Source organism: Halosolutus gelatinilyticus (assembly GCF_023028105.1).
Lineage (GTDB): Archaea > Halobacteriota > Halobacteria > Halobacteriales > Natrialbaceae > Halosolutus > Halosolutus gelatinilyticus.
Genome location: NZ_CP095491.1, coordinates 2,015,751 through 2,034,884, shown reverse-complemented (window position 1 = coordinate 2,034,884; position 19,134 = coordinate 2,015,751). Strand labels below are relative to the sequence as shown.

Below are 19,134 nucleotides of genomic sequence, written 5' to 3'. Positions count from 1 at the left end.
GTTCAAATGCCTATGATTGTTTCATTTAGTTATGACAAGCTTGCCGCCTAAGGTCGAAGCCCTCCACATTCGGATTGAAGAATCAGAAGACCTCATACAGGATGACAAAGACGCGCTGATGCAGTTCTCATCCGAACTCGGTGCTCATAACTATTCAACGGGCAGGCGGGTGAAGCTCTTACAGCACTGTACGATGATGGCAGGTGATTCGGAGAAATACAGTCCGGATCAGCTTCCCGAACCTGATCTCGTCGATATACTTGGCGACACGGAGACGGAGAAAAAGAAGGCGAAACGGTACGTCAGCTGGATCAACGGGAACTACGATAGCGAGGAGTCAAAACGGGATCATCGAGTCGCACTCCGGATGTTCGGTGGGCATGTTACTCGCGGAGATCCTGAGGACGAGAAACCATACAGTGTTGAATGGATCTCGGCTGATCTCCCGTCAGACTACGATCCGATTCCGGACAAGACGAAAATGTGGTGGTGGGACGAACACATTCTCCCGGTGCTAAATAACGCGAAGTATGCCAGAAACAAGGCGGCGGTCGCAGTTGATTGGGACTCTGGTGCTCGCTCGGGCGAATTCCGGTCGATGAAAGTCGGTGACGTCGGTGACCATAAGTACGGGAAAGAAATCACAGTCAACGGTCGGCAGGGACAACGGTCAGTCACCCTCATCACATCCGTCCCGTATCTCCAACGCTGGTTGGAGGTTCACCCAAAAGCGGACGATCCAGAAGCACCGCTCTGGTGCGATCTGGATAATGGAAGGGACGTGAGTTACAAAATGAAGCAGAAAATGCTCCGAAAGCCTGTTGAGCGAGCAGTTAAGAACGGGGATCTGCAGAAGCCGTCGAAGATGGGCTTCACCCGGATGCGAAAATCCTCCGCGAGTTATCTGGCTCGCAAGAACGTGTCTCAACATCACTTAGAGCGCCATCACGGGTGGGTCGAGAACAGCGACGAAGCACGGCGATACATCATCGTCTTCGCGGAAGACACCGCCCGCGAGGTTGCTCGTGCTCACGGTATGGACGTTTCAGCGGACGAAATCTCTGATATCGGCCCGGTTGAATGTCCCCGATGTCAGCGCGAAACGCCGCGAGACAAGGTCCAGTGTATGTGGTGTGGACAGGCGCTGAGTCCCAAAGGTGTCGAGAAGATCGAAGAGCGGCGGGAACGACTGTTCGACTCCGCACTTGAGGCAGAGGAGGATATGAAAGATCGACTCAAGAGCGTCCAGAGCGAACTTGAAGAGCTCCGAGCGTTAGGGCTGGATGTCTAATCTGGAAGAGGCCTGAGATAACTTGGCAGAAACCAAATATGAGTCGGTGATTGTTTGTTTGTGATTTGTATCCTGTCACAACCGAACCAACTCCCATTAGATTTGATTCGCTGTACGGGGTCGGGTTGCCATATCGTAGTTCTTCGACGGTTTATTCACTCAACCAAGTTCACCAGACTGTAACGCCTGTTATATTTTCTGAAGGCACACAAGCCACCAAAGTTTGACAGTCAGAGAATTGATATTCGGGAGGTATGACTGAAGACTACGTCGCCGAAAAATGGCCTGATTACCGACCAGCGAAGCTCAGAATCTGTGAAGGCTCCTATATTGTCTGAGGATAACGCCGTGTGCCACTAGCACCCTCCCGGATGAGCTTCACTACCTCATCCATCCACTACAGACGCTCAGGTGTCAAAGCCATGATCGGTGATTCTGGTCTGTCGCTCGCCATGCTGATCTTGGTCCAACTCTTCCCGAAGTAATTCAGGTAATTCACCGAGGTCCAGCACGTCATCGAAGTATTCCCGGCCAAGACCTCGAATATGCTGTCGGTTCACTACATCGTCAATGTAGTCTCGCTCATCACTCTCGTAATCCTTCTTGCCGTCTTCTTCAGAGACGAATTTGATCTGCTCTCGGTTTTCTGCGAGTGCCCTCTTATACAGTGTCTTCCAAAACTGGCGAAAATTCTGAATCGTCGGGAACCTGCCGTCATCGAGTCGAACGCCAGCAATCTTGCACAGTCGCTCCAGCCACTCGTTCAGCGTGCTTGGAGTTCGGCATCCAGACTTCGATTGGTCACTCGGTACCAATTTCCCGTTCCCGTCGATCGCGTCGATATACTCACGATACGCTCGAAGGAAGGTGGCACCCATCATTATCGGGACTTTCACCGGTCCTTCATCTCGTCGCATATTCTTTCGTTCAACGAAATGAACGTGCGGGTCGTCACCGAAATGGAGTTGTTTTCTGACATCCAATCGTTCGACCTCATTCGATCGAGGGCCAACAGCAATCAAGAAGACGATGAGTATTTTCATCCACAATCGCCACTGCTCCAGGTCATAGCCGTCCACAGGACACTCGTCAAGGACATCTAACGCGTTCCAGATATCGTTCAGTTGTGCTTCAGTGACTGGCTGTGAGTCACCATCGCTCCGGTACCACTCGAATTCATCGAGTGCTTCTTCGACTGGATTGATATTGATCTGGTGCTTGTTCTTCACGATGTTATAATACTCCTCGAAATATCGAGGGTAGTTTCCCATCGTGCTGTCGGCCAGGTCACGATCCATGTATTCGATGATTGTGATAGCGTGTTGGATATTCTCCACACGGTCCTTTTCCGAGTCATAGTGGCCGATATCAAGCATCTCGATGTCGAGCCCTTCCTCTCGAATCGCTTCGTACACTTTGTTGATCACTGACTCGACGGAATCAATGGTGTTCTCGCTCCACTCTTTCCGCTGTTCGGCACTCTCAATGTAATACTTCAGTGACCGGATGGTTTCTTCATCGTCTGTCGGCCATTTCCCGGTACTGCGGACGCCAAATCCCTGTTCTCGAAGAAATTCAAGAATGGTCTGCCCGTAGAGCTCCTTGGACTTGTTATTCAGTCCTTGGGCGGAGTACCGTGTATTCGCGGTGATATACTCCCACGACGGTTCGTGATCTTGCGGCAAACTATCCAGTTGAAACTGTTCGCGGAGAATTACTGGTAGTTGCTCTTCAAGCGTTTTCCGCCCGATACGTTCCCTAGTCATTGGCCTGCGGTTTCCTCTTTCTGTGCCTGCTCCAGATCTTCTAAGATGCGTTCAGCGTCATACGCGAAGGGAAGGTCACTCGCTGCTAGTGCTTCCAGATCGTCCCGCAGTTCTTCTGCGGTCTCGATGGCCGACTGACGGGTATCGGAGGCTTCAGAGCTCATATCGGCACCTCCTTGCCACCATTCGATCGATGTTGTTCAAATTTATAGCCATTCTAATTTTTAGTAGATAGCGATTTTACCCACTATAGTTTAAAGCCTTGGCGTCCAAGTAGGAGATACGAATATGCCAAACGACTCTTCGGACACATCTGACGACAACAACGAGACGGTCGGGAATTTAGAGCGAAGTAGTAATTCGGCAGAGGAACAGCCGGATGTAACTGACGGGATGCCTGACGAAGATGGGGCAGACACACACGTCGGATCCTACGCAGAACCAGACGGCAATACCGGAGCTGACCTCAATACAGTGAAGGTCAGAGACTTCTTTGAAAAGAAAGGCGCAGTCGAAATCCTCGCCCAACTCGCCGACGGCTCCAAACGATTCAGCGAGATTGACGAAGCACTTGTGGTGAGTCACGGCACGATCGCCACCCGTCTCACCGACGGGGCCAAACTCGGCCTCTGGCGTGAGTTTATGACCTACCCTGACGACGGCGGCAAAATCAAACTGTACGAACTGGTGCCTGACGCACAGCACCTCGCTGTGATCGCAGAAGACGAGAACATTAGTCAAACCACCGAACAGCTACGACAAGCAAACGAACAGCACGCAGACGCCATTGCGAATTTCAGAGACAAGATCCAGACAGCTGACTCAGAGCCATAATTCACTACTCTTTGCCGTCGGCCAATTTCACAGATTCCAACACTCCTACTGCGATGCTCCCGGGTCAACGATCCGTTCGAGGTCGAACAACTGCAGATCGTCACGGTCAGCGGCCGCCTCACGAACAGATTCCGTGAACCCGTTTCGGGCGAACAGCGCATACTTGTGCGCGACTTCGCTACCATCAGGCGACCATCGAATCTCGTCTGTGTGGGCTTCGAGTGAGGCAAGCGCGCTGTAATCGAGCGGTGCAGACGTGAACTTGCACTCGCCCGTCACCATCGTCCCGTCTGCGGCGAGCCCGACGACATCCACCTCGTACTCGTTGTACCACCAGCGGCCGATGTCGGTGAACATCATATCGGGATAGAGTTCAGGCAGGATGTCCTGACAGCGCGTTTCGAATGCCCCGCTCACGAAGTCCGCCAGCTCCGGTTCGATGACCGTCTCGTAGGCGTCGGCACCCAACCGCTCGTAGCGGTCTTCGTTCCCATAGACGAACCGGAACCAAAACCGGAACAACGGATCGAGAATCCGGTACCGACCCCGGCGTGACTTCGTCTTGTCCTCCGTCACCGGCACCTCCCGTTCGACCAACCGTAGCCGCTCCAGCTTCTGCGTGTACGTTGAAATCTGCTTGCCATCGATCCCGACCGTTTGCGCGATCTCATTCGATGTCGTGTTCCCGGCCGCAATCGCCTTCAAGATAGCAAAGTACCGGTTCGGCTCGGTCAATTCAGTGCGAAGCACGTACTCCGGCTCATCATGCAGAAACCCTTGCCGTGACAGGAGCGCCTGCCGGATGACTGTTCCGAGATCGTTGTCCAGATCAACGCCGTCCAAATAGTACGGCGTCCCCCCAAACACACCCCACGCGAGGAACAGTTGTTCGGCGGTATAGCTCTCGGGGAAGAACGTGCGTGCAGCAGCAAAATCAAGCTGGCGCAGATCAATCTTCTCGGTGAACCGGCCGTACAGCGGACTATTCCCGAGAAGCGTCGCCTCCTCCATCATACTGATCGAGGACCCCACGAGTATGAGCGTCACACCGGTGTCACGCAACTCCTGATCCCACAGTCGCTGAATCTCCGACGGGAGACTCTCGTCAGCGTCAATCAGATACGGGAATTCGTCCAGCACGATGACTGCATCCTGGTCAGCGAGATACCCGAGCAACGATTCCCATTCGCCCTCAATCCGATCGATTCCCGGAAATGACTCTGCTGCCACGTCCACGAATGCGTCCAGTTGGATCTGCCGGGTTGTTTCAGTCGCTTGGTACAGAACGGCGTCATCGCGGTCTTCCAGCGACTCTCGGACGAGTTCGGTCTTCCCGAGGCGGCGACGACCGAAAATCACGACCATGTCAGCTTCGTCCGACTCGTAACAACCTTGAAGCCGACTGAGTTCATCCTCCCGATCCACGAATCGCTCCATACCCTCTGACTGACATCCAACCAAATAAAACTCTCGAATAGCCTAATTCAGAATAGGCTAACTAAGAATTGGCTATTCTGGTATAGTATATGGTCACTGGATTTGAGACTGACATTGAACCAGTTTGCTGAGGGGGATTTTTGATGCCCGGTTCTGTCTGTGCTTCTATGGAATTTTCTGAGATAGTCGGTGATGAGGACGGAAAGTCCAGTGACTGGCATACAAGCGATATGCCGGATGATGTCAAGAACGCATTGTCGTTGGCATTCCTGGACGGGTTCCACAATGAAGTTCACCGGCTACATGAAGAACTACAGCAGGAATGGGAAGAGGCAGAGGATGATGATCTTCCCATGGAGTTCAGTTTCGGCGGTGTCGGGTTGAAGACGTACGAACTCCATAGCTTGACAGTGAGTTATTTCGAGGCAGGAGTTCCGATTCTATGCTTCCACCACTTCCGAAATGAGACGGAAGAAGGGTACCAAATTCTGGAGTGGATGGAAGAGAACCGAGACCGTGCTCTCGACGAGGACAGTGAAGAGCCGTACGGAACACAGATCATGCAGTGGTTGAATAGTCGGAGGTCCTCTATCACCGACATGGCCCGGTTGATGGATGAGACCGGGTTGTTAAGTCACGATAAAGTGAAGCGGGTAAGGTCTCACCGCCACGACTTCCTCCATTCTCCTCTGCAGATTCTATACATCTCTGATTGGGAAGACCTGGTAAAAATGTCGGAGAGATGTATCACAGTGGTCGATGACTTGGATGAACGGCTGTACCAGGATATCGATCTCCACGCATTCTATCCGACTCTCACAGACAAAGAGCGCTCCAGCCGTACTTTCTGACCTTTACTTACTCCAGTCGCAGCTGGATCTGTACTTTATCCCCGACTGCTGGTTCGCCGTTAGCGTAGGTGAGTTCATAGAGGTCGCCGTTCTCTTTTTCTCCGACCGGGATGGTATTCGCCCCCTCAAGCAGGTACGCAATCCGCTCAAATCCTTCGTCCAGCAGCGGACTCCATTTCGATTCCTCGATTATCTCGTTCACATCCCGTACCAGAAGGTCTTCTTCGACGCCACCGCGGTCACGATGATAGAACGCAGTAAACTCCGTTGGCTCCTCCTCAAGTTCTGTCCCAGATCCCATTTTAGCGAGTCGTTCGTTGGTTGCGAAGGTGTACTGGTAAAGTTGCTTCAACGAGAGTTGTTCCGCCATAGCCCGATAATCAAACAGACCTTGGATAACGCTGTTGAATACATTGTCTTCCCCGAAGATAGAGAACTCACGGACAAGCAACAACGTTCAGAGAAGATGGGTACCGCCTGTAGTGTCTCGCTGAAATTTCATCGGAGAGCAAACGTCTGCTCTGTGAACAGTGACAGAGGCGTGTTCGAAAATATCGGCTTGTCAACTTTGGAGTCTGTTTGTAGAATCCAAAGTTCAAGTACCTTGACCTCCTGGTAGTATATAAAGAGGATTCGTTGTAATGAGCAATTCTGCAGATTCCAAAGTTCGTGCGAAAGTATGGGTGACACCCAGCCAAGTCGAAGCGCTCCGATCCGCCTGTTACACGATCGGCGCAGAATATCTTCAGCAGCGTAATGAGGCTATCATTGCGTTCACATATGGTACCGGACTTCGAGTGGGAGAACTCGTCCAGGTTGATGTCTCGTTGCTCCGGAGCAACAACTCTGAACTCTACCTGCCAACAGAGATCCAGAAGGACTACCCCAATGAGAACACGCCACCGCCAGTAACGCTCGAACTCGCAGACGACACCGCCCGGTTGTTATCGGCCTATCTCACCAACCGATGGAAGGACTCACCGGCGTTGTTCCCCTCTCGTTCCTCGGACAGAATCTCTGAGCAGGGCGTGCGGAATATGCTTCACAAAATTGCTGAAGCAGCAGAAGTGCACCCATACAAGATTGACGGCAGTCGCGGCGATGCTGGTGACGTGACGCCGCACGCGCTCCGACATGGTGTTGCCTACCGGATGATGAACGAAGAAGAGGAGAACACGCTATATGATGTCCGCAATCGGTTACGCCACCGGAGTATCCAGACGACCGAACGCATCTATGATCATCTGCTGAAGGTTTGATCCGACAACAGTACGTGGCAACATCGTGAGAGTGTGGGCCGTCTGCGCTGTACTCTGGACACCGAACCAGGAGTAGTCCGGTGATTCCAGAGCATTCATTGTTCCTGCGCATCCGGAGATCTGCTGGCGCGCGCAGTGGATCCCAATATGGTGTCGGGAGACGTAATCGCTCTACAATGTAATCCAACAATGAAACATGTGAAAAACGGATACGGTGCGCCGATCTTTAAACACAGATGATGGAGTAGAAGTATTATGAGTGCCGAAAGCAGCACTTTCGAAGTTTAGAAATACAGAGCTATAAGTCAATCACGCTCATAATCGTGTCTGCTGGTCAGACATAACGAACTGGACTCACTGTCACCGCGACACAGCCACATATACACGAATCCCGGAGCCCCGCTCCACAGGACGACCGTCATCTCGTTGTTTGACCCGCACAACAAGAGTGAAACCACATGGTCGCAGACACTACACACCGAGAGCAGACGACCCGAATCTTCGTTGAATTATTCAACCGAGCCCATCCCGATTGGGAAGTCAATGGCGACACCACGACGGACCTCGCACCCGAAGACGTACACTTCCTATTCTCAGCCCATTCAATTGGGTTCGTCGGAACCGATGGCGACGATAACATCCAGATGTTTCTTGACCAAGAAATTTGGAATGACAGGGATACTGAGGAAAACGTCGGATTCTTAACCTGGCTGTTAGGGTATTTTGCTGACGCACCTTCTCACACCTCGGAGAATTGGAGCAGTATCATTCAGATCTTCGAGACACTACAGAGCGAGGCTGACATGACCTGCGAGCTCTTCGACGTAGAGCAAGTTGATTGGCACGAAGTGAGAGCAATGCTCATCGACCTTGTCGAAGAACGACGGAGAAACGAGAAGCCACCCGGTCATTGGGAGACGAACGGCTTCGAACGCCGCTTAGACCTCGCAAAGAAACTGGATTATCCAGTTGAGCAAATTGATCGGTTCAGCGGTATGGGCGCTCGCATGCGCGCGAACGATGACATGTCGATTGTCTAAGACGTCGCCCTCTCAAACGTTGAGTACGAATCTCACTCATTCGAAGAGGTCCGTGAATGGATCAAAACACCGTACCGCCGTTCTGCTGTTTCGGTCACTAACGAGACTCGTATCTGCTACCCGATCGCTGTTGACCGCGGTGATTTCTACGAGGTCATTGACGGCGACTACCGCGTTGACTTCCAGCGATACTGTGAGGAGATGGACGCAGTCTCGATACAAGTTGTAGACGAAGCACTCATTGCGAATCAAAGTGAGTCGATGTACCCACTCCTCCGGTATCTCTCTCCAGAACAATGGGCAGACCAAACCGAAGCAGAACTTCTCGGCAAATTTAGCAGTGCGAAGGGAAAAACAATAGCTGAATGCAGTCCTCCACCACAAGACACCACATAACTATCCTGCAGACAGTCACCAACAACTAGCCACACTCGCACATTCGATTCACTCCTCAATCGAGTATTTCATAGCCGGCTCACACGATCACTCACGGTTATCAGACAAAGAAAGTCACCACCCACCTCCCCACTACCCCCGTGTCGTCCAGCCGACCCGCCCCACTCTCGATCGCTCGTCCTTCACACACACTTATCAATAGGTGGATCCCGGCGACGAGTTGTCAATGCAGGACAAAACTACAATACCCCACGAGCGACTTCAACTAATCACAGACAATGCCCATCCGACTCGACGAACACGATCCTACTCTCGATCTGAAGCCAGGAACCGCGAAATCCGACATCATCGCGTTCCTCTACAGCAACACAGAACTCGGATTCAAACCCAAAGAAATCGAAGACCACCTTGACATCCCACACACAACTGTCACCACAACCCTCACGCGACTCCACGACCAGGGACTCATCGGAAAAACCTCCGACAGTCACTATCACGGGCTCGAACACCGCGAAACCCTTCACCGATACGTCGCCAGCCTTGACCAACTAGAGAAGATGTTCGAAAGCATGGACAAGGACGAAGAACACACCGACATAGAAGGATCCCCTGTAAAACACATCGATGAATCCGAACTTGAGGTCGAACTAGCTCAGTTAGAAGCTGAAATGAATCTGGAGTGAATTCTCTACGGAGATAGGTGCAAGTGCTTCCCCGAGATTAGCGCGTAGTCGTTCATCTGTATGGACCGTCAGTAGTCAAAACACATCGATTTCAGAGGGTTTCAACAGAGCCGCAGCACTCAATGAGAGATACCGCGCTCAACGCAGTCAGGTTCGATTAGAGCGTCTCATCTACCTGCTTCAACGCCGCGATCGCCTGTTGAACACATTCCTGTGTTTCAGTCCACTCGCCCTCCGGGGTGACACTCACAGGGACACCACGCCCGTCACTATCCGCAGCCTCGTCGCCCTCACCGTCGTCACCACCATCGGTTGCTGTCCGCTGTTGCCTGTCCCCACCAGTATCGAATCGCTGTTGTGCCCCACTAGATGACTCTGCCTCGTCACTAGCACGCGACACACCACCCTGTTCATCCGCATCAGCATCTGCTGCCGGCCGCCCACCGCGCCGATGGATCGCATCCAACGGGAAATCATAGGCCCGTCCCCGTTTCTCCTTGTAGAACGTGGAGCGGCGCGACATGTCCAATATGTCAGTAACAGCAGTTCGGTCACAGCCACGGTCCAAAGCCTGCCGGACAAGTTCGTCCTCGATACGTTGCCACAACATCTGCGGATCACTTGGGATCCGACCACGCGATGAGTGCTCAATCTGTCCCGCCAACCCCCACTCACCGGTATCCACATCCTGATCAATGACCTGCCGATCGCGCGACGTAACGAGATTATCAAGTCCCATTAACACCCATAACCGTTCTCGCACAGCCGTTACCGTGAGATCAGTCGAGAGCGCCCCGGCGACATCACCCGTGGTCGCTGGCCCAGATCCAGCCAAGATCTGTAGGATCTCGATATCCTGCGGTAACAGGACAGTCAAATCCTCGTCCGTAATCTCAACCGGCACATCCGCCTCGCTCGCCTGCTGGTGCTGCCAACTGTGACACGACCGGCATAAGACAGTCAGGTTTGCCGGGTCGTGTTCGTCCATTCCTTCGGGATCCCGGGTAAGGTGATGGACATGCAGCGTAGCGAGTCCACCAGCTTCGGGGCTACACCGCCCGCAGCCCTGACACCGGTGTCCGTACGCTTCCAACCGCTCCTCTCGCGTCGCCGGATTCACCGTCTCGTGGCAGCGTTCGTGCCCGGTCATTCGCGGTCCTCCGTGCCCGCCGGTCTAGTTGCTGCATGATCCCCAATCGTCGCCTCAATCGTGTTCAGTCCGATCATCTGTGGTCTCTGAATGTACCGCTTGCCTGCTGATCCGTCCGCGTCGCGCTGTCGTCAGCGTCAGTGGCGTGGTGTATCGCTTCAATCCCGCTCGCAACCACGTCCCCGCTCAGTACTCGCTCTCCACCGTCGGTGTCAGCGACTTCAGGTCGAAATCCGATTTGCTGCAATATCGTTGGGCAAGACTGCTCAACTGGCCGGTACGACGAATATCCGCTACGTTGTGCAGGACCACGGCTTCAAACCGCCCGTCCTCGAATGCTGCGACAGCTTCGACGCTGTCGTCGAACGGATCCACCGTGGCCGTTTCACCGAGACACAACACCTCGTAGGCGGTTTCAAGATCCGCTGATTCCTCCCCATCGACCACCGTGTTGAACAAGTCCCGAACGACCGGCAGTAAATCGGCGTACGGCAGCGTCTGGAACGGCCAGGCCACGTCACACGCTGCGTACCGAGTCCGCAAGAACGGGAGATCGAACCCGCCACGCCACGTCTCAGCATTGTACCCGACGAGCAGGACGTCAGCCGACCGGAGTCGCGTCGCCACGAACGCCGACACTGCCTCCAGCAGCGCCTGCTCTGACCGGTGGGCCGACACCTCGACGTATGTCCCTGTCCGGTTCTGGACTGCCGTCTCGACATCATTGGAGTCGGTATCTCGACCGCCCGTCTGGTAGAACACCCGGCAGCCGAGTTCCAACTCGAACCCGACCACAGTCACTTCATCTGCCGCGTCCAACCCGGTCGTCTCAATATCAATTGCCACGTGCGCCAGGGTGTCGGCCATCACGACTCACCTGCCGTCCGTTCTTCGCTCGCCTGCGCCCGCTCTGGCACCCGGCCCGCGTCGGCCGGTCGCAGTCTGAGTTCGCCGAACCCGTATTTCGCGTGCGTCCCGACGCGTCGTATGCCATTCTTCGCCGTCTCAACCGGTCGGTCACCAGCGTACGCAACAACCTGTCCGTGATCGACCGTCGCCATCGCATGTACATCATCACCAGCAACCAGTCGAGTCGTCCGCCGACGCAACTGCTCGTCGGACTCCCACCACCACGGCACCGACTGGCTATCAGCTTCTGGATAATCGCTGGCGAGGACGTACGGTGACAACAGTTCGATCTGAAGCGACGACGCCTCTCGAACCCGCGAGTAATCGAGGCCAGTCAGATCAATGACCTGCGTCTCAGCGAGCGACAGTTCACCGAGCCCATAGTTTCGAGCGCCGCCGACACGCAGCCCGTCCAATACATCCTCGGAGAGCGGGAGGACGGCCTCGTCACCCCCATCGGCGTACAGGTAGCAGTGGACGTACCAGTGCATCGTCCGCTTGCTGTTCCGATGCTCAGGCGGTCGTCCGAAGTGAGTCACCGGCGAAAACGCTAGTCGGCCGCCATGACTCTGGATGTCGTGCGTGTTGTGCGCATCCCGTGGCCGTGAGTCCAGCAACCACCGATGCGCTGCATCCCGAAACACGAACAAATCCTCGTAGGCCTCGACCGGTGGTAGCGACATCCCAAGCTTCCCTGCGTACCCATCGTGTGAATGTGACTCCGGATATGCCCCGTACTCGCCAGGCACGAACACCCCGTGACTGACGTTCAGCGCTCGGCGCGTCCGCGCATCCACACGGCGGGCAAGCGCGTTGAACAACGCGTGCCCCGTCACGAAATACGGGTGGCCGAGGTAGTCGGACTCCATCTCGAACAACACCTGCTGAATCGTAGTCATCACTCACGCACCCCCTCGTTTCGACTCCAGTTCGTGAGGGAAATCACGCCCCATCACCCCGCCTGGCCCCCGACCCATGCAATTCAATGAATTCATCGATGAACACGAGTGCCGTCGACCACGACCGGATCCGACGCAGTTGCGCATCCAGCAGCCGCCAGCACCGCCCGCCATCCGTATCAATCGGGTGCGCGGGGAGGCGAGACCAGACATCCGCAAAGGAGCGTGCTGGCACATCTCCGAGCCGCGCCGCCGGTCGATCGCCCGGTGTGGCCGTCACTTGAAGTGCGAGGTCAGGCGTCCAAAGGACTGTTCGGTGGGGCTCGACCTCGTCGGCCGTCAGCGCCGCCTCCGAATCACGCGTCGTGACCATGTCCTTATTCACGGTGTCGTCCAGATCCGGACCCGTCGCCACCAACCACAGATCCTCAAACGCGTACCCGGCCCGGTAGGCGTCAAGGAGCGCCGCCGTCAACAGCGTGTGATACTGCAACGACGAATACGGATAATGGACGGCTTCGCTGTACGCCCCCGCAACCTGGCTCGTCAACCACCGCGCATGCAGCCGCTTAGGATCGGCTGGTGCGATGAGTTCACGGTACCCTCCACTAGCTGCCGCCTGAATTCGGTCAGTCTCGACGGCCGTCTCACCAGTCAGCAACGACAGCCGGTACGGCGACCGATGGTTCGCAACCGTTTGTTCAGGCTCACCCTCCGGCCGACTCAACAACGCCGCATCCCGATCCGCATGCAGTGGCACCGTCTCGTTCACCGTGACGCCAGCGTACTCCTCGGCCGCCGCCGCGTGCGGCTTGGCCCGCAACTTATGGACATCATGACGGTACACCGCCACCATCGAGGCTGCCTCCGTGGCGTCCACTCGGCGTGTATCAACCCCGACGGCCGACGGTTGGTCAACCATGCCGACCACCCACGTCCGACTCGACGCCCCCGCCGTCTCGACACTCAAGCGGGTTCTGCCCCTGCACACCGTGTGCTCGTACCGCCAGCCCGATCCGAGGCGTAGCGCCAGGCGTCAGCCCCACAACTCGCTCTCGGTCCCGCACCCGAATCGAATTGAAAGTTGAATCCGGCAGGTCTGAATTCGGGTTTGGACCCCGGTCAGCTTCTCGACTCACGCTCCGTCGCCCCCCTCGCTCGTCGGCATCGGGAGATCCCCATCACTAGCCGCTGTCCGGGCCTGCAACGCGCGAACGAACTCATCACGACACTGGTTACGCCAAATATCGTCCTTCGTCTGCATCCCACTCGTCGCATCCTGCGCCCGATTATACACCCGCCGGAGCTCACCATCCGAGTACAGTGGATTGACCACTTCAGCATCGACGATACCAGCCCCGAAATTCCGCGCCCCGCCAAGCTGCATCTCGTACTCATCACTATGGGCATCCAAGTACGCGATCGCCTCGACGAGCAAGCCCACATATTCAGGCTTCAGCTCACGGAGTGTGAGCCGCCACGTCCCCACCAAATTCCCAACGACATCCCGTGTCACCTGCCGTAACGGCTGTCCCTCATCCTCAGCGTTCCGCGAGCGCACCTGCGTGTTGAGTTGGCGGTAATGGGCTTCGGCTTCGCCCTTCGTGACGTCTACCTGCCTTCGGATGGGCGAAAACCGGATCGGGTGGCGAATCACGCGGCCCGCGCGGTCACCGAACCCACCGAACAAGTCGTGAATGACACAGCCCGCGTTGTCATCATTGTCGCCATCGACACAGCTGCCTTTCTCGTGATACCCCGCATCGAGATCACGATCGTACACATCTTGCAACATGTAGTCCGCGTTCGACTCACCGGGATGGCACGCCGTCGCGCCCGCCGCCTGCACCACTCGTTCACAGCCGTGACGGAGCCAGCCCGACAACGTGAACGGCGAAATCTGACCGGCAATCTGATTCTGCGGGTCATCCGCCTCGTACCGGTCAGCTGATGCGTGGTGTCGGTCCGTGACGATCCCATCGCCTGATGCGAGTAAGTTGATGTCGAGGCCGACGTACAGATCCGGGAACGCCGTCTCGTCGACGGGACGCGGGAGGTCGAAATCAATGTCGAGGTGCGACTCGTCGAAGGCCGGCGTATCTTGATCCCGGCGCATCGTCACCGAGCTCCTCCCTGACGCCCGCCGTCAGCAGTGTGTGGAGCAGTCGCTTCAATCGCGTCATCACTCGTCGAACCAGCTTCCCGATCAGACGCGCCATCGCGGTTCGATCCGTCAGCCCGCACCACCGCACGCTGCCACGGCTTACACGCCGACTCACAATCCGCAGCAACGAATGTCTCACTACGCGCAACCGGGCGGCGGAACCACGCCACACCCGGTAGGGGTTGTACCGAGGTTGCATCTGCCGTACTCACAGCGCGCGGCTTCGGGGCCAGCAGAACAGGCCACGACGACTGGGTCGTCGGATCAGTACACGTACCGACACGACCCTCCAGCACGATCTCGCGCACACCAAGCGTAAAGAACTCCGACGGCTCATCCCGACACTCAGTACATTTCACGTGCCCAATCTCGAAGGCCGGTTGATCGACCGGCCGGAAGGCGAACACGACGACCGGTGCGCCTTCCTGCAGTTCCTCACCGCAGGCTTCACAAACCGCGGCCCCTTCCCCGAGCACAATTTTATTCAGTTGTTTTACATCTTCAATTAATCCTTGGTCGATAGCTTCTTGAGCAGGTAGCTTTGATTCTCTCATGGGTTCGCTCACGTCTGTGGGGAACCCGGCCCGGGTGTCTCAGCACCCAGGCATTCCTGATGATCTTAACGCCCCGAGGGGCCGGTGTCCACATCCATTATGAGTTATCCTATTGGTAAATACCTTTCGGAGGTCTCATAATGGTCTCTGATTAGACCGTTAGGACTAATCAGAATGGAACTGAACGGTTGAGTAATGCCCGACCGCGACGAAGATTCTGGCCGGTATACCGGCGAGTACTCTACTGAAGATTTTCTTAATGCCATCAGTGACAAAGAAGGGATGGCAGGGACGGGCGATATTGCCGATTATGTAGGTTGTGCCCATGACACAGCATATAAGCGACTCCAGCAGATGGAAAAAGATGGATTAGTTTCGTCACGAAAAGTAGGGAACACTCTCCTGTGGACACGTCTCGAAGATGATTGATCCCTTATCTGTTTTCAAAAATAAGTCCTCTATCTATTCGATAATGCCTCTATCATCGCATCGAATGTTCGAAGGAGTCATACGACTCATTCACCCCTCCCAGCCCTCATTTCTGTAAAGTTCACACTTTATTATTTAAAGTACAGGCTTTGCTGTGTTCTATGGCACCCTGCACACGATAGTTACACTTTGTCTGCTAATTCGAGAACAGGGATCGTTTTCTTATTCTCATCCCCATACGTCACCTCGTTATTGCTGAAATCAAAGCGGATGGGTTTACCGAGATAGGAGGTCCGCTCAATTTTGGTCAAAGCGTCCCGATCGCCGAGCTTCCAGCATATGAACCGGTCGATGTGAGTCAGCGGAGTCTCATTTTCGAAGAAATCACTGAGCTTGGCCTGTAGTGCTGCGTTCTTGTATCCCTCATCGGTGTCAACGATAGCATTAACCTCTTCGTCCAATCGGAAGTCCGCTATCTCAAGGGTCTCTGGTGATCCATTAGCGCTGTACCGTTCTAATGCTGCGATGACCTCTGCCGGATTCGACGGGGAGAGTCCACCTTGGTCTTTGGTATGCTGGAGGCGTTCTTCGAGTGAGCTTCCCTGCGACTGGATGCTGCGTTGCTTGTTCTCCAGCTTGCGACGTTCGATATAGTTCCGGTACCAGGAATCTTGGCACACTTTGGTCATGTATCGGTTCAGTTCATCAGTGATGGCCTGGTAGACGTCGCCGGACTTGTTTCGAATCTTCTCCCGGTTGGCAGAGAGTTCGAGGTCTTGGCAGTTTGCGATGAAGAAGAAGTGGAAGAACTCGTTGTCTGCTCCGATCGCATCGTTGTAGCGTTCGACCTTGATGTGATCTTTCGCCAGCCAGATACCGAACTGTGCTGAGTGCTTACCATAGGTCGGCAGCTTATTCCGTGCTTCCTTTCCACCGACCATCCCCACGACTTCGATCGTTAATTCGCGGCCATCGTCAAGGGTGACGGTCAGCTCACGGGGCGGGTAATGCTTGCACATTTCTTCCGCAACGAACTCGCCCTCTGGATGCCGGTTTTCGGGCGGGAACTGTAGGCGGTTGTCGGTCTCAATCTGATCCTGGGTATCGTCGATTGTCGGCGACAACTCAACGTTGATGTCCATCTCGTGGAAGTCGTCGCCGAAGTGCCACGCGGTGGAGCCGCCGATCGTCTTCCATTTGATGTAGTGCTCAATCTTGTTGTAGGTAAGCTGTCGTGGGTCGAAACCCTGACCAGCACGGAACCCATGTACTTCGATTCGGGTTCGGGACGGTTCGTCGCTCTCCGTCTCTTCGATGGAGTACGTGGGTAGTTCACGGTTGTTCAGTTTCGCCCACGGCTGGTCCATCACCGACTCAATCCGCGTCCCATCTGTGACTGTCTCAACCCGAATCTTGTCGCTTTTGTAGTAGATCTTGGTACCGTGGCCCTTGTATCCGATTGCGTCGTCCTTGTTGGAGTTCCCGAGGTCAAAGAACGACGACAGGTCGTCTTCATCCATTCCATGGCCATCATCCTTGATGATGAGAGTGTTCCGTCCCTCGGCATCCTGCTCGATACTGATATCGACCTGCGTCGCGCCTGCGTCGTAGGAATTGGATAGTGCTTCTCTGATAACTTCCAACGGGTCCTCGAAGTCGCTCGCTATCTCGATGAACTCGTTGACTTCGTTGACTTGTGGTGTCTTATGCATAGGTTGTGTCTGTTTCCTCGAAGTACGGGTTAATCCGTTCGTTGATTAGCTGGTAAGCGAACTTGCGGAAACCTTTCTGGTCCTTCACAGCCTCCTCCAAGTACTCCGCGACCCGTTCCTTGTCGCCTTCGGCGATCAATTGACGGAATTTGCGAAGTTCCCGTTGTTGAACCGCAAGATTGTGCGCAGCCACCGAGCCGAGGATATCCTTCTGATATAGGTCGTCCATCTCGTTTCGCATCCGTGCTCGGTGGAAATCGTCGTTACAGACGCGGCATTCACAGGCATCGAAGTTCGCATCATCAATCGGAACTGTCTCAAACAGGTTGACGCAATACTTCCCGTTGATCGCTTGGTGCAGATAGGAGGCAGAATCGAAGGTATCAGCCCCAACAGCGACGAGCAACGGCATTGCGTTCCCTGAGATCCCTAATACGTGTAGAGGGAGATCTTCATAACCTCGCTGTTGCATCTCCCGTTTACAGTCAGATACTGCTTCGACGAGAACTTCGACGTTATCTTTCCGTGGGACGAGGCTACCGAGCGCGATTCCGTCGAAAGCTTCAGGGACTGGTTCTGCGAGTTCGTCTTCAATGAGGTCGAAGGATCGTTCGAGCATCGCTTCATAGTAGCCATGTACTGTGAGGTAGCAGGCACCGTCGACTTCGTCACGACGCTCCGCGAATCGGGCAGCGTTGACGGCGGTCTGCTCCATCTTCTCGATCCGCTCCTCGAACTCGTCATCCGGATGGATTGGGTGGTCCAGGTTGACCACGATGTCTGGTCCAAGATCTAACTGGATGTCTAGCGCCTTATCCTGGTCGATGTCCTTCTCGAAGTCCTCACCTTCTAGGCCACCTTGCTTCAGGATTTTGTAGCCGCCGGAGTCTGCGAAGATCATCCCGTCATAGTCGCTGAAACATTCCCACTCGCGGATCTCGTTGTCGAGATACCATTCCAGCTTCTTTTCCCGAATGCCGTAGTCTGCTAGGGAGGAAATCGAAGTCATCACACCGTTGAAGAGGTCGCTATAGTCTTCACCACCGGTTACTTCGTTGTCGTGGGCAAGGAACTCCTTGATCGTACGGTGGACACCGCCACCAAATAGTGCGCCCTCGTTACCACCGCCGTAGAAGTTGATCACCGGGAACAGGTGCGGGGTTTCCAGAGTACGGTCGTTAATCTGGAGCTGACCACGTCGTGCCTCGCCTGCCTCCGCAACAACATCGAATGAGACCATACTGTCAGTCACCGTGCACTGGAATGGAACGGCCGCTGGAAACCAAGTGCTTCAGCCGCTTTCCCTTCATTCCGATACCGGTACCTTCGATATAGTCAACGGGTACATCAACGGCAGATTCAACCCCATCAATAGCGGGAAGATAGTCCTTTCCAAGATTGATCCATACCTTGTCATACCCGTTAGTAGTGACTTTCCTAGCAATAGCGCTGACGACTTGGTCATTCAATTTGTCAGCACGTTCTGTGTCCATCCGACGGTCATAATATTCGATTTCCTGATCAGGTTCTACAACTCCGTGTTCCGCAGATATAATCATAATGTCAATTCCAGACTGAAATCGACCCGTGCGCAATGCCTTCTTTATAATCCTGAAGAAGTATCCATCGTACAAATCGAGAGCAGGAACCGGTGTATCCACCTGTTCCTTCGTTGCAGAACACGATTGGACTAATAACGACGTCATATACTCTGCTGATCGCATGAGGAGACCTTAGTTCTTGGGGATAACCACTAGATG

General features: G+C 54.7%; 20 protein-coding genes. 7 read left to right on the top strand and 13 right to left on the bottom strand.

Annotated features, from left to right (window positions below):
* Nucleotides 1-31: 31 nt before the first annotated feature.
* A complete protein-coding gene (locus MUH00_RS09990) occupies nucleotides 32-1,291 on the top strand; it encodes a site-specific integrase (RefSeq protein ID WP_246998037.1) in 1,260 nt (419 codons plus the stop codon).
* Nucleotides 1,292-1,698: 407 nt separating this feature from the next.
* Here the strand turns inward: MUH00_RS09990 and MUH00_RS09985 are convergent, their stop codons facing one another.
* On the bottom strand, nucleotides 1,699-3,057 hold the full coding sequence (locus tag MUH00_RS09985; protein ID WP_246998035.1) for a hypothetical protein: 1,359 nt from the start codon (nucleotides 3,055-3,057) through the stop codon (nucleotides 1,699-1,701).
* Nucleotides 3,054-3,221: a hypothetical protein gene (locus MUH00_RS09980; protein ID WP_246998033.1), complete on the bottom strand. Its 168-nt coding sequence runs from the start codon at nucleotides 3,219-3,221 to the stop codon at nucleotides 3,054-3,056. Before MUH00_RS09980 ends, MUH00_RS09985 begins: the two co-directional genes overlap by 4 nt.
* Before the next feature lie 124 nt (nucleotides 3,222-3,345).
* Here MUH00_RS09980 and MUH00_RS09975 point away from each other — a divergent pair, with 124 nt between their 5' ends.
* Nucleotides 3,346-3,891: a hypothetical protein gene (locus tag MUH00_RS09975; protein ID WP_246998031.1), complete on the top strand. Its 546-nt coding sequence runs from the start codon at nucleotides 3,346-3,348 to the stop codon at nucleotides 3,889-3,891.
* A gap of 45 nt (nucleotides 3,892-3,936) precedes the next feature.
* Here the strand turns inward: MUH00_RS09975 and MUH00_RS09970 are convergent, their stop codons facing one another.
* Nucleotides 3,937-5,328 carry an ATP-binding protein gene (locus MUH00_RS09970; protein WP_246998029.1) on the bottom strand — a complete coding sequence of 464 codons (1,392 nt, stop codon included), beginning with the start codon at nucleotides 5,326-5,328 and terminating at the stop codon, nucleotides 3,937-3,939.
* A 167-nt stretch (nucleotides 5,329-5,495) separates the two neighbouring features.
* Here MUH00_RS09970 and MUH00_RS09965 point away from each other — a divergent pair, with 167 nt between their 5' ends.
* A complete protein-coding gene (locus MUH00_RS09965) occupies nucleotides 5,496-6,179 on the top strand; it encodes a hypothetical protein (protein WP_246998027.1) in 684 nt (227 codons plus the stop codon).
* Nucleotides 6,180-6,186: 7 nt separating this feature from the next.
* Here MUH00_RS09965 and MUH00_RS09960 read toward each other — a convergent pair whose 3' ends face one another.
* On the bottom strand, nucleotides 6,187-6,549 hold the full coding sequence (locus MUH00_RS09960) for a hypothetical protein (protein ID WP_246998025.1): 363 nt from the start codon (nucleotides 6,547-6,549) through the stop codon (nucleotides 6,187-6,189).
* Between the two features lie 271 nt (nucleotides 6,550-6,820).
* Here MUH00_RS09960 and MUH00_RS09955 point away from each other — a divergent pair, with 271 nt between their 5' ends.
* The 3 genes from MUH00_RS09955 to MUH00_RS09945 all read left to right on the top strand — a co-directional run bounded on the left by MUH00_RS09955 (nucleotide 6,821) and on the right by MUH00_RS09945 (nucleotide 9,557).
* Nucleotides 6,821-7,438, top strand: a complete 618-nt coding sequence (locus tag MUH00_RS09955) for a tyrosine-type recombinase/integrase (RefSeq protein WP_246998023.1) — start codon at nucleotides 6,821-6,823, stop codon at nucleotides 7,436-7,438.
* Between the two features lie 458 nt (nucleotides 7,439-7,896).
* On the top strand, nucleotides 7,897-8,478 hold the full coding sequence (locus MUH00_RS09950) for a hypothetical protein (RefSeq protein WP_246998021.1): 582 nt from the start codon (nucleotides 7,897-7,899) through the stop codon (nucleotides 8,476-8,478).
* A 674-nt stretch (nucleotides 8,479-9,152) separates the two neighbouring features.
* Nucleotides 9,153-9,557, top strand: a complete 405-nt coding sequence (locus tag MUH00_RS09945; protein ID WP_246998019.1) for a MarR family transcriptional regulator — start codon at nucleotides 9,153-9,155, stop codon at nucleotides 9,555-9,557.
* Nucleotides 9,558-9,714: 157 nt separating this feature from the next.
* Here the strand turns inward: MUH00_RS09945 and MUH00_RS09940 are convergent, their stop codons facing one another.
* The 6 genes from MUH00_RS09940 to MUH00_RS09915 form a co-directional block, all read right to left on the bottom strand.
* Complete coding sequence (locus MUH00_RS09940; protein ID WP_246998017.1) at nucleotides 9,715-10,707, bottom strand: HNH endonuclease; 993 nt, start codon at nucleotides 10,705-10,707, stop codon at nucleotides 9,715-9,717.
* 186 nt (nucleotides 10,708-10,893) lie between these two features.
* Nucleotides 10,894-11,574, bottom strand: a complete 681-nt coding sequence (locus MUH00_RS09935; protein ID WP_246998015.1) for a 3'-5' exonuclease family protein — start codon at nucleotides 11,572-11,574, stop codon at nucleotides 10,894-10,896.
* On the bottom strand, nucleotides 11,574-12,515 hold the full coding sequence (locus MUH00_RS09930; RefSeq protein WP_246998014.1) for a hypothetical protein: 942 nt from the start codon (nucleotides 12,513-12,515) through the stop codon (nucleotides 11,574-11,576). The genes MUH00_RS09935 and MUH00_RS09930 overlap by 1 nt, the downstream gene beginning before the upstream one ends.
* Nucleotides 12,516-12,558: 43 nt before the next feature.
* On the bottom strand, nucleotides 12,559-13,437 hold the full coding sequence (locus MUH00_RS09925; protein ID WP_345780914.1) for a DUF8168 family protein: 879 nt from the start codon (nucleotides 13,435-13,437) through the stop codon (nucleotides 12,559-12,561).
* 213 nt (nucleotides 13,438-13,650) lie between these two features.
* A complete protein-coding gene (locus MUH00_RS09920) occupies nucleotides 13,651-14,631 on the bottom strand; it encodes a hypothetical protein (protein ID WP_247003945.1) in 981 nt (326 codons plus the stop codon).
* A 2-nt stretch (nucleotides 14,632-14,633) separates the two neighbouring features.
* Nucleotides 14,634-15,233, bottom strand: a complete 600-nt coding sequence (locus MUH00_RS09915) for a DUF8112 family protein (RefSeq protein WP_246998012.1) — start codon at nucleotides 15,231-15,233, stop codon at nucleotides 14,634-14,636.
* A gap of 195 nt (nucleotides 15,234-15,428) precedes the next feature.
* On the opposite strand from MUH00_RS09915, the gene MUH00_RS09910 reads away from it, so the two are divergent.
* The gene (locus MUH00_RS09910; protein ID WP_246998010.1) at nucleotides 15,429-15,662 is read left to right on the top strand and encodes a helix-turn-helix domain-containing protein; all 234 of its coding nucleotides are present in this window, start codon (nucleotides 15,429-15,431) and stop codon (nucleotides 15,660-15,662) included.
* A gap of 182 nt (nucleotides 15,663-15,844) precedes the next feature.
* Here MUH00_RS09910 and MUH00_RS09905 read toward each other — a convergent pair whose 3' ends face one another.
* Genes MUH00_RS09905 through MUH00_RS09895 form a run of 3 tightly spaced genes read right to left on the bottom strand, consistent with a single transcriptional unit; the run spans nucleotide 15,845 to nucleotide 19,098 of the window.
* Nucleotides 15,845-17,374: an ATP-binding protein gene (locus tag MUH00_RS09905; RefSeq protein WP_246998008.1), complete on the bottom strand. Its 1,530-nt coding sequence runs from the start codon at nucleotides 17,372-17,374 to the stop codon at nucleotides 15,845-15,847.
* Nucleotides 17,367-18,614 carry a tRNA-guanine transglycosylase gene (locus tag MUH00_RS09900; RefSeq protein ID WP_246998006.1) on the bottom strand — a complete coding sequence of 416 codons (1,248 nt, stop codon included), beginning with the start codon at nucleotides 18,612-18,614 and terminating at the stop codon, nucleotides 17,367-17,369. The genes MUH00_RS09905 and MUH00_RS09900 overlap by 8 nt, the downstream gene beginning before the upstream one ends.
* 4 nt (nucleotides 18,615-18,618) lie before the next feature.
* The gene (locus MUH00_RS09895; protein WP_246998003.1) at nucleotides 18,619-19,098 is read right to left on the bottom strand and encodes a DUF6884 domain-containing protein; all 480 of its coding nucleotides are present in this window, start codon (nucleotides 19,096-19,098) and stop codon (nucleotides 18,619-18,621) included.
* Nucleotides 19,099-19,134 lie beyond the last annotated feature (36 nt).

Bases quoted from the DNA above. Each gene is read 5' to 3' on its own strand.
- MUH00_RS09990 (WP_246998037.1), top strand. From the start codon at position 32: ATGACAAGCTTGCCGCCTAAGGTCGAAGCCCTCCACATTCGGATTGAA.
- MUH00_RS09985 (WP_246998035.1), bottom strand. From the start codon at position 3,057: ATGACTAGGGAACGTATCGGGCGGAAAACGCTTGAAGAGCAACTACCA.
- MUH00_RS09980 (WP_246998033.1), bottom strand. From the start codon at position 3,221: ATGAGCTCTGAAGCCTCCGATACCCGTCAGTCGGCCATCGAGACCGCA.
- MUH00_RS09975 (WP_246998031.1), top strand. From the start codon at position 3,346: ATGCCAAACGACTCTTCGGACACATCTGACGACAACAACGAGACGGTC.
- MUH00_RS09970 (WP_246998029.1), bottom strand. From the start codon at position 5,328: ATGGAGCGATTCGTGGATCGGGAGGATGAACTCAGTCGGCTTCAAGGT.
- MUH00_RS09965 (WP_246998027.1), top strand. From the start codon at position 5,496: ATGGAATTTTCTGAGATAGTCGGTGATGAGGACGGAAAGTCCAGTGAC.
- MUH00_RS09960 (WP_246998025.1), bottom strand. From the start codon at position 6,549: ATGGCGGAACAACTCTCGTTGAAGCAACTTTACCAGTACACCTTCGCA.
- MUH00_RS09955 (WP_246998023.1), top strand. From the start codon at position 6,821: ATGAGCAATTCTGCAGATTCCAAAGTTCGTGCGAAAGTATGGGTGACA.
- MUH00_RS09950 (WP_246998021.1), top strand. From the start codon at position 7,897: ATGGTCGCAGACACTACACACCGAGAGCAGACGACCCGAATCTTCGTT.
- MUH00_RS09945 (WP_246998019.1), top strand. From the start codon at position 9,153: ATGCCCATCCGACTCGACGAACACGATCCTACTCTCGATCTGAAGCCA.
- MUH00_RS09940 (WP_246998017.1), bottom strand. From the start codon at position 10,707: ATGACCGGGCACGAACGCTGCCACGAGACGGTGAATCCGGCGACGCGA.
- MUH00_RS09935 (WP_246998015.1), bottom strand. From the start codon at position 11,574: ATGGCCGACACCCTGGCGCACGTGGCAATTGATATTGAGACGACCGGG.
- MUH00_RS09930 (WP_246998014.1), bottom strand. From the start codon at position 12,515: ATGACTACGATTCAGCAGGTGTTGTTCGAGATGGAGTCCGACTACCTC.
- MUH00_RS09925 (WP_345780914.1), bottom strand. From the start codon at position 13,437: ATGGTTGACCAACCGTCGGCCGTCGGGGTTGATACACGCCGAGTGGAC.
- MUH00_RS09920 (WP_247003945.1), bottom strand. From the start codon at position 14,631: ATGCGCCGGGATCAAGATACGCCGGCCTTCGACGAGTCGCACCTCGAC.
- MUH00_RS09915 (WP_246998012.1), bottom strand. From the start codon at position 15,233: ATGAGAGAATCAAAGCTACCTGCTCAAGAAGCTATCGACCAAGGATTA.
- MUH00_RS09910 (WP_246998010.1), top strand. From the start codon at position 15,429: ATGCCCGACCGCGACGAAGATTCTGGCCGGTATACCGGCGAGTACTCT.
- MUH00_RS09905 (WP_246998008.1), bottom strand. From the start codon at position 17,374: ATGCATAAGACACCACAAGTCAACGAAGTCAACGAGTTCATCGAGATA.
- MUH00_RS09900 (WP_246998006.1), bottom strand. From the start codon at position 18,614: ATGGTCTCATTCGATGTTGTTGCGGAGGCAGGCGAGGCACGACGTGGT.
- MUH00_RS09895 (WP_246998003.1), bottom strand. From the start codon at position 19,098: ATGCGATCAGCAGAGTATATGACGTCGTTATTAGTCCAATCGTGTTCT.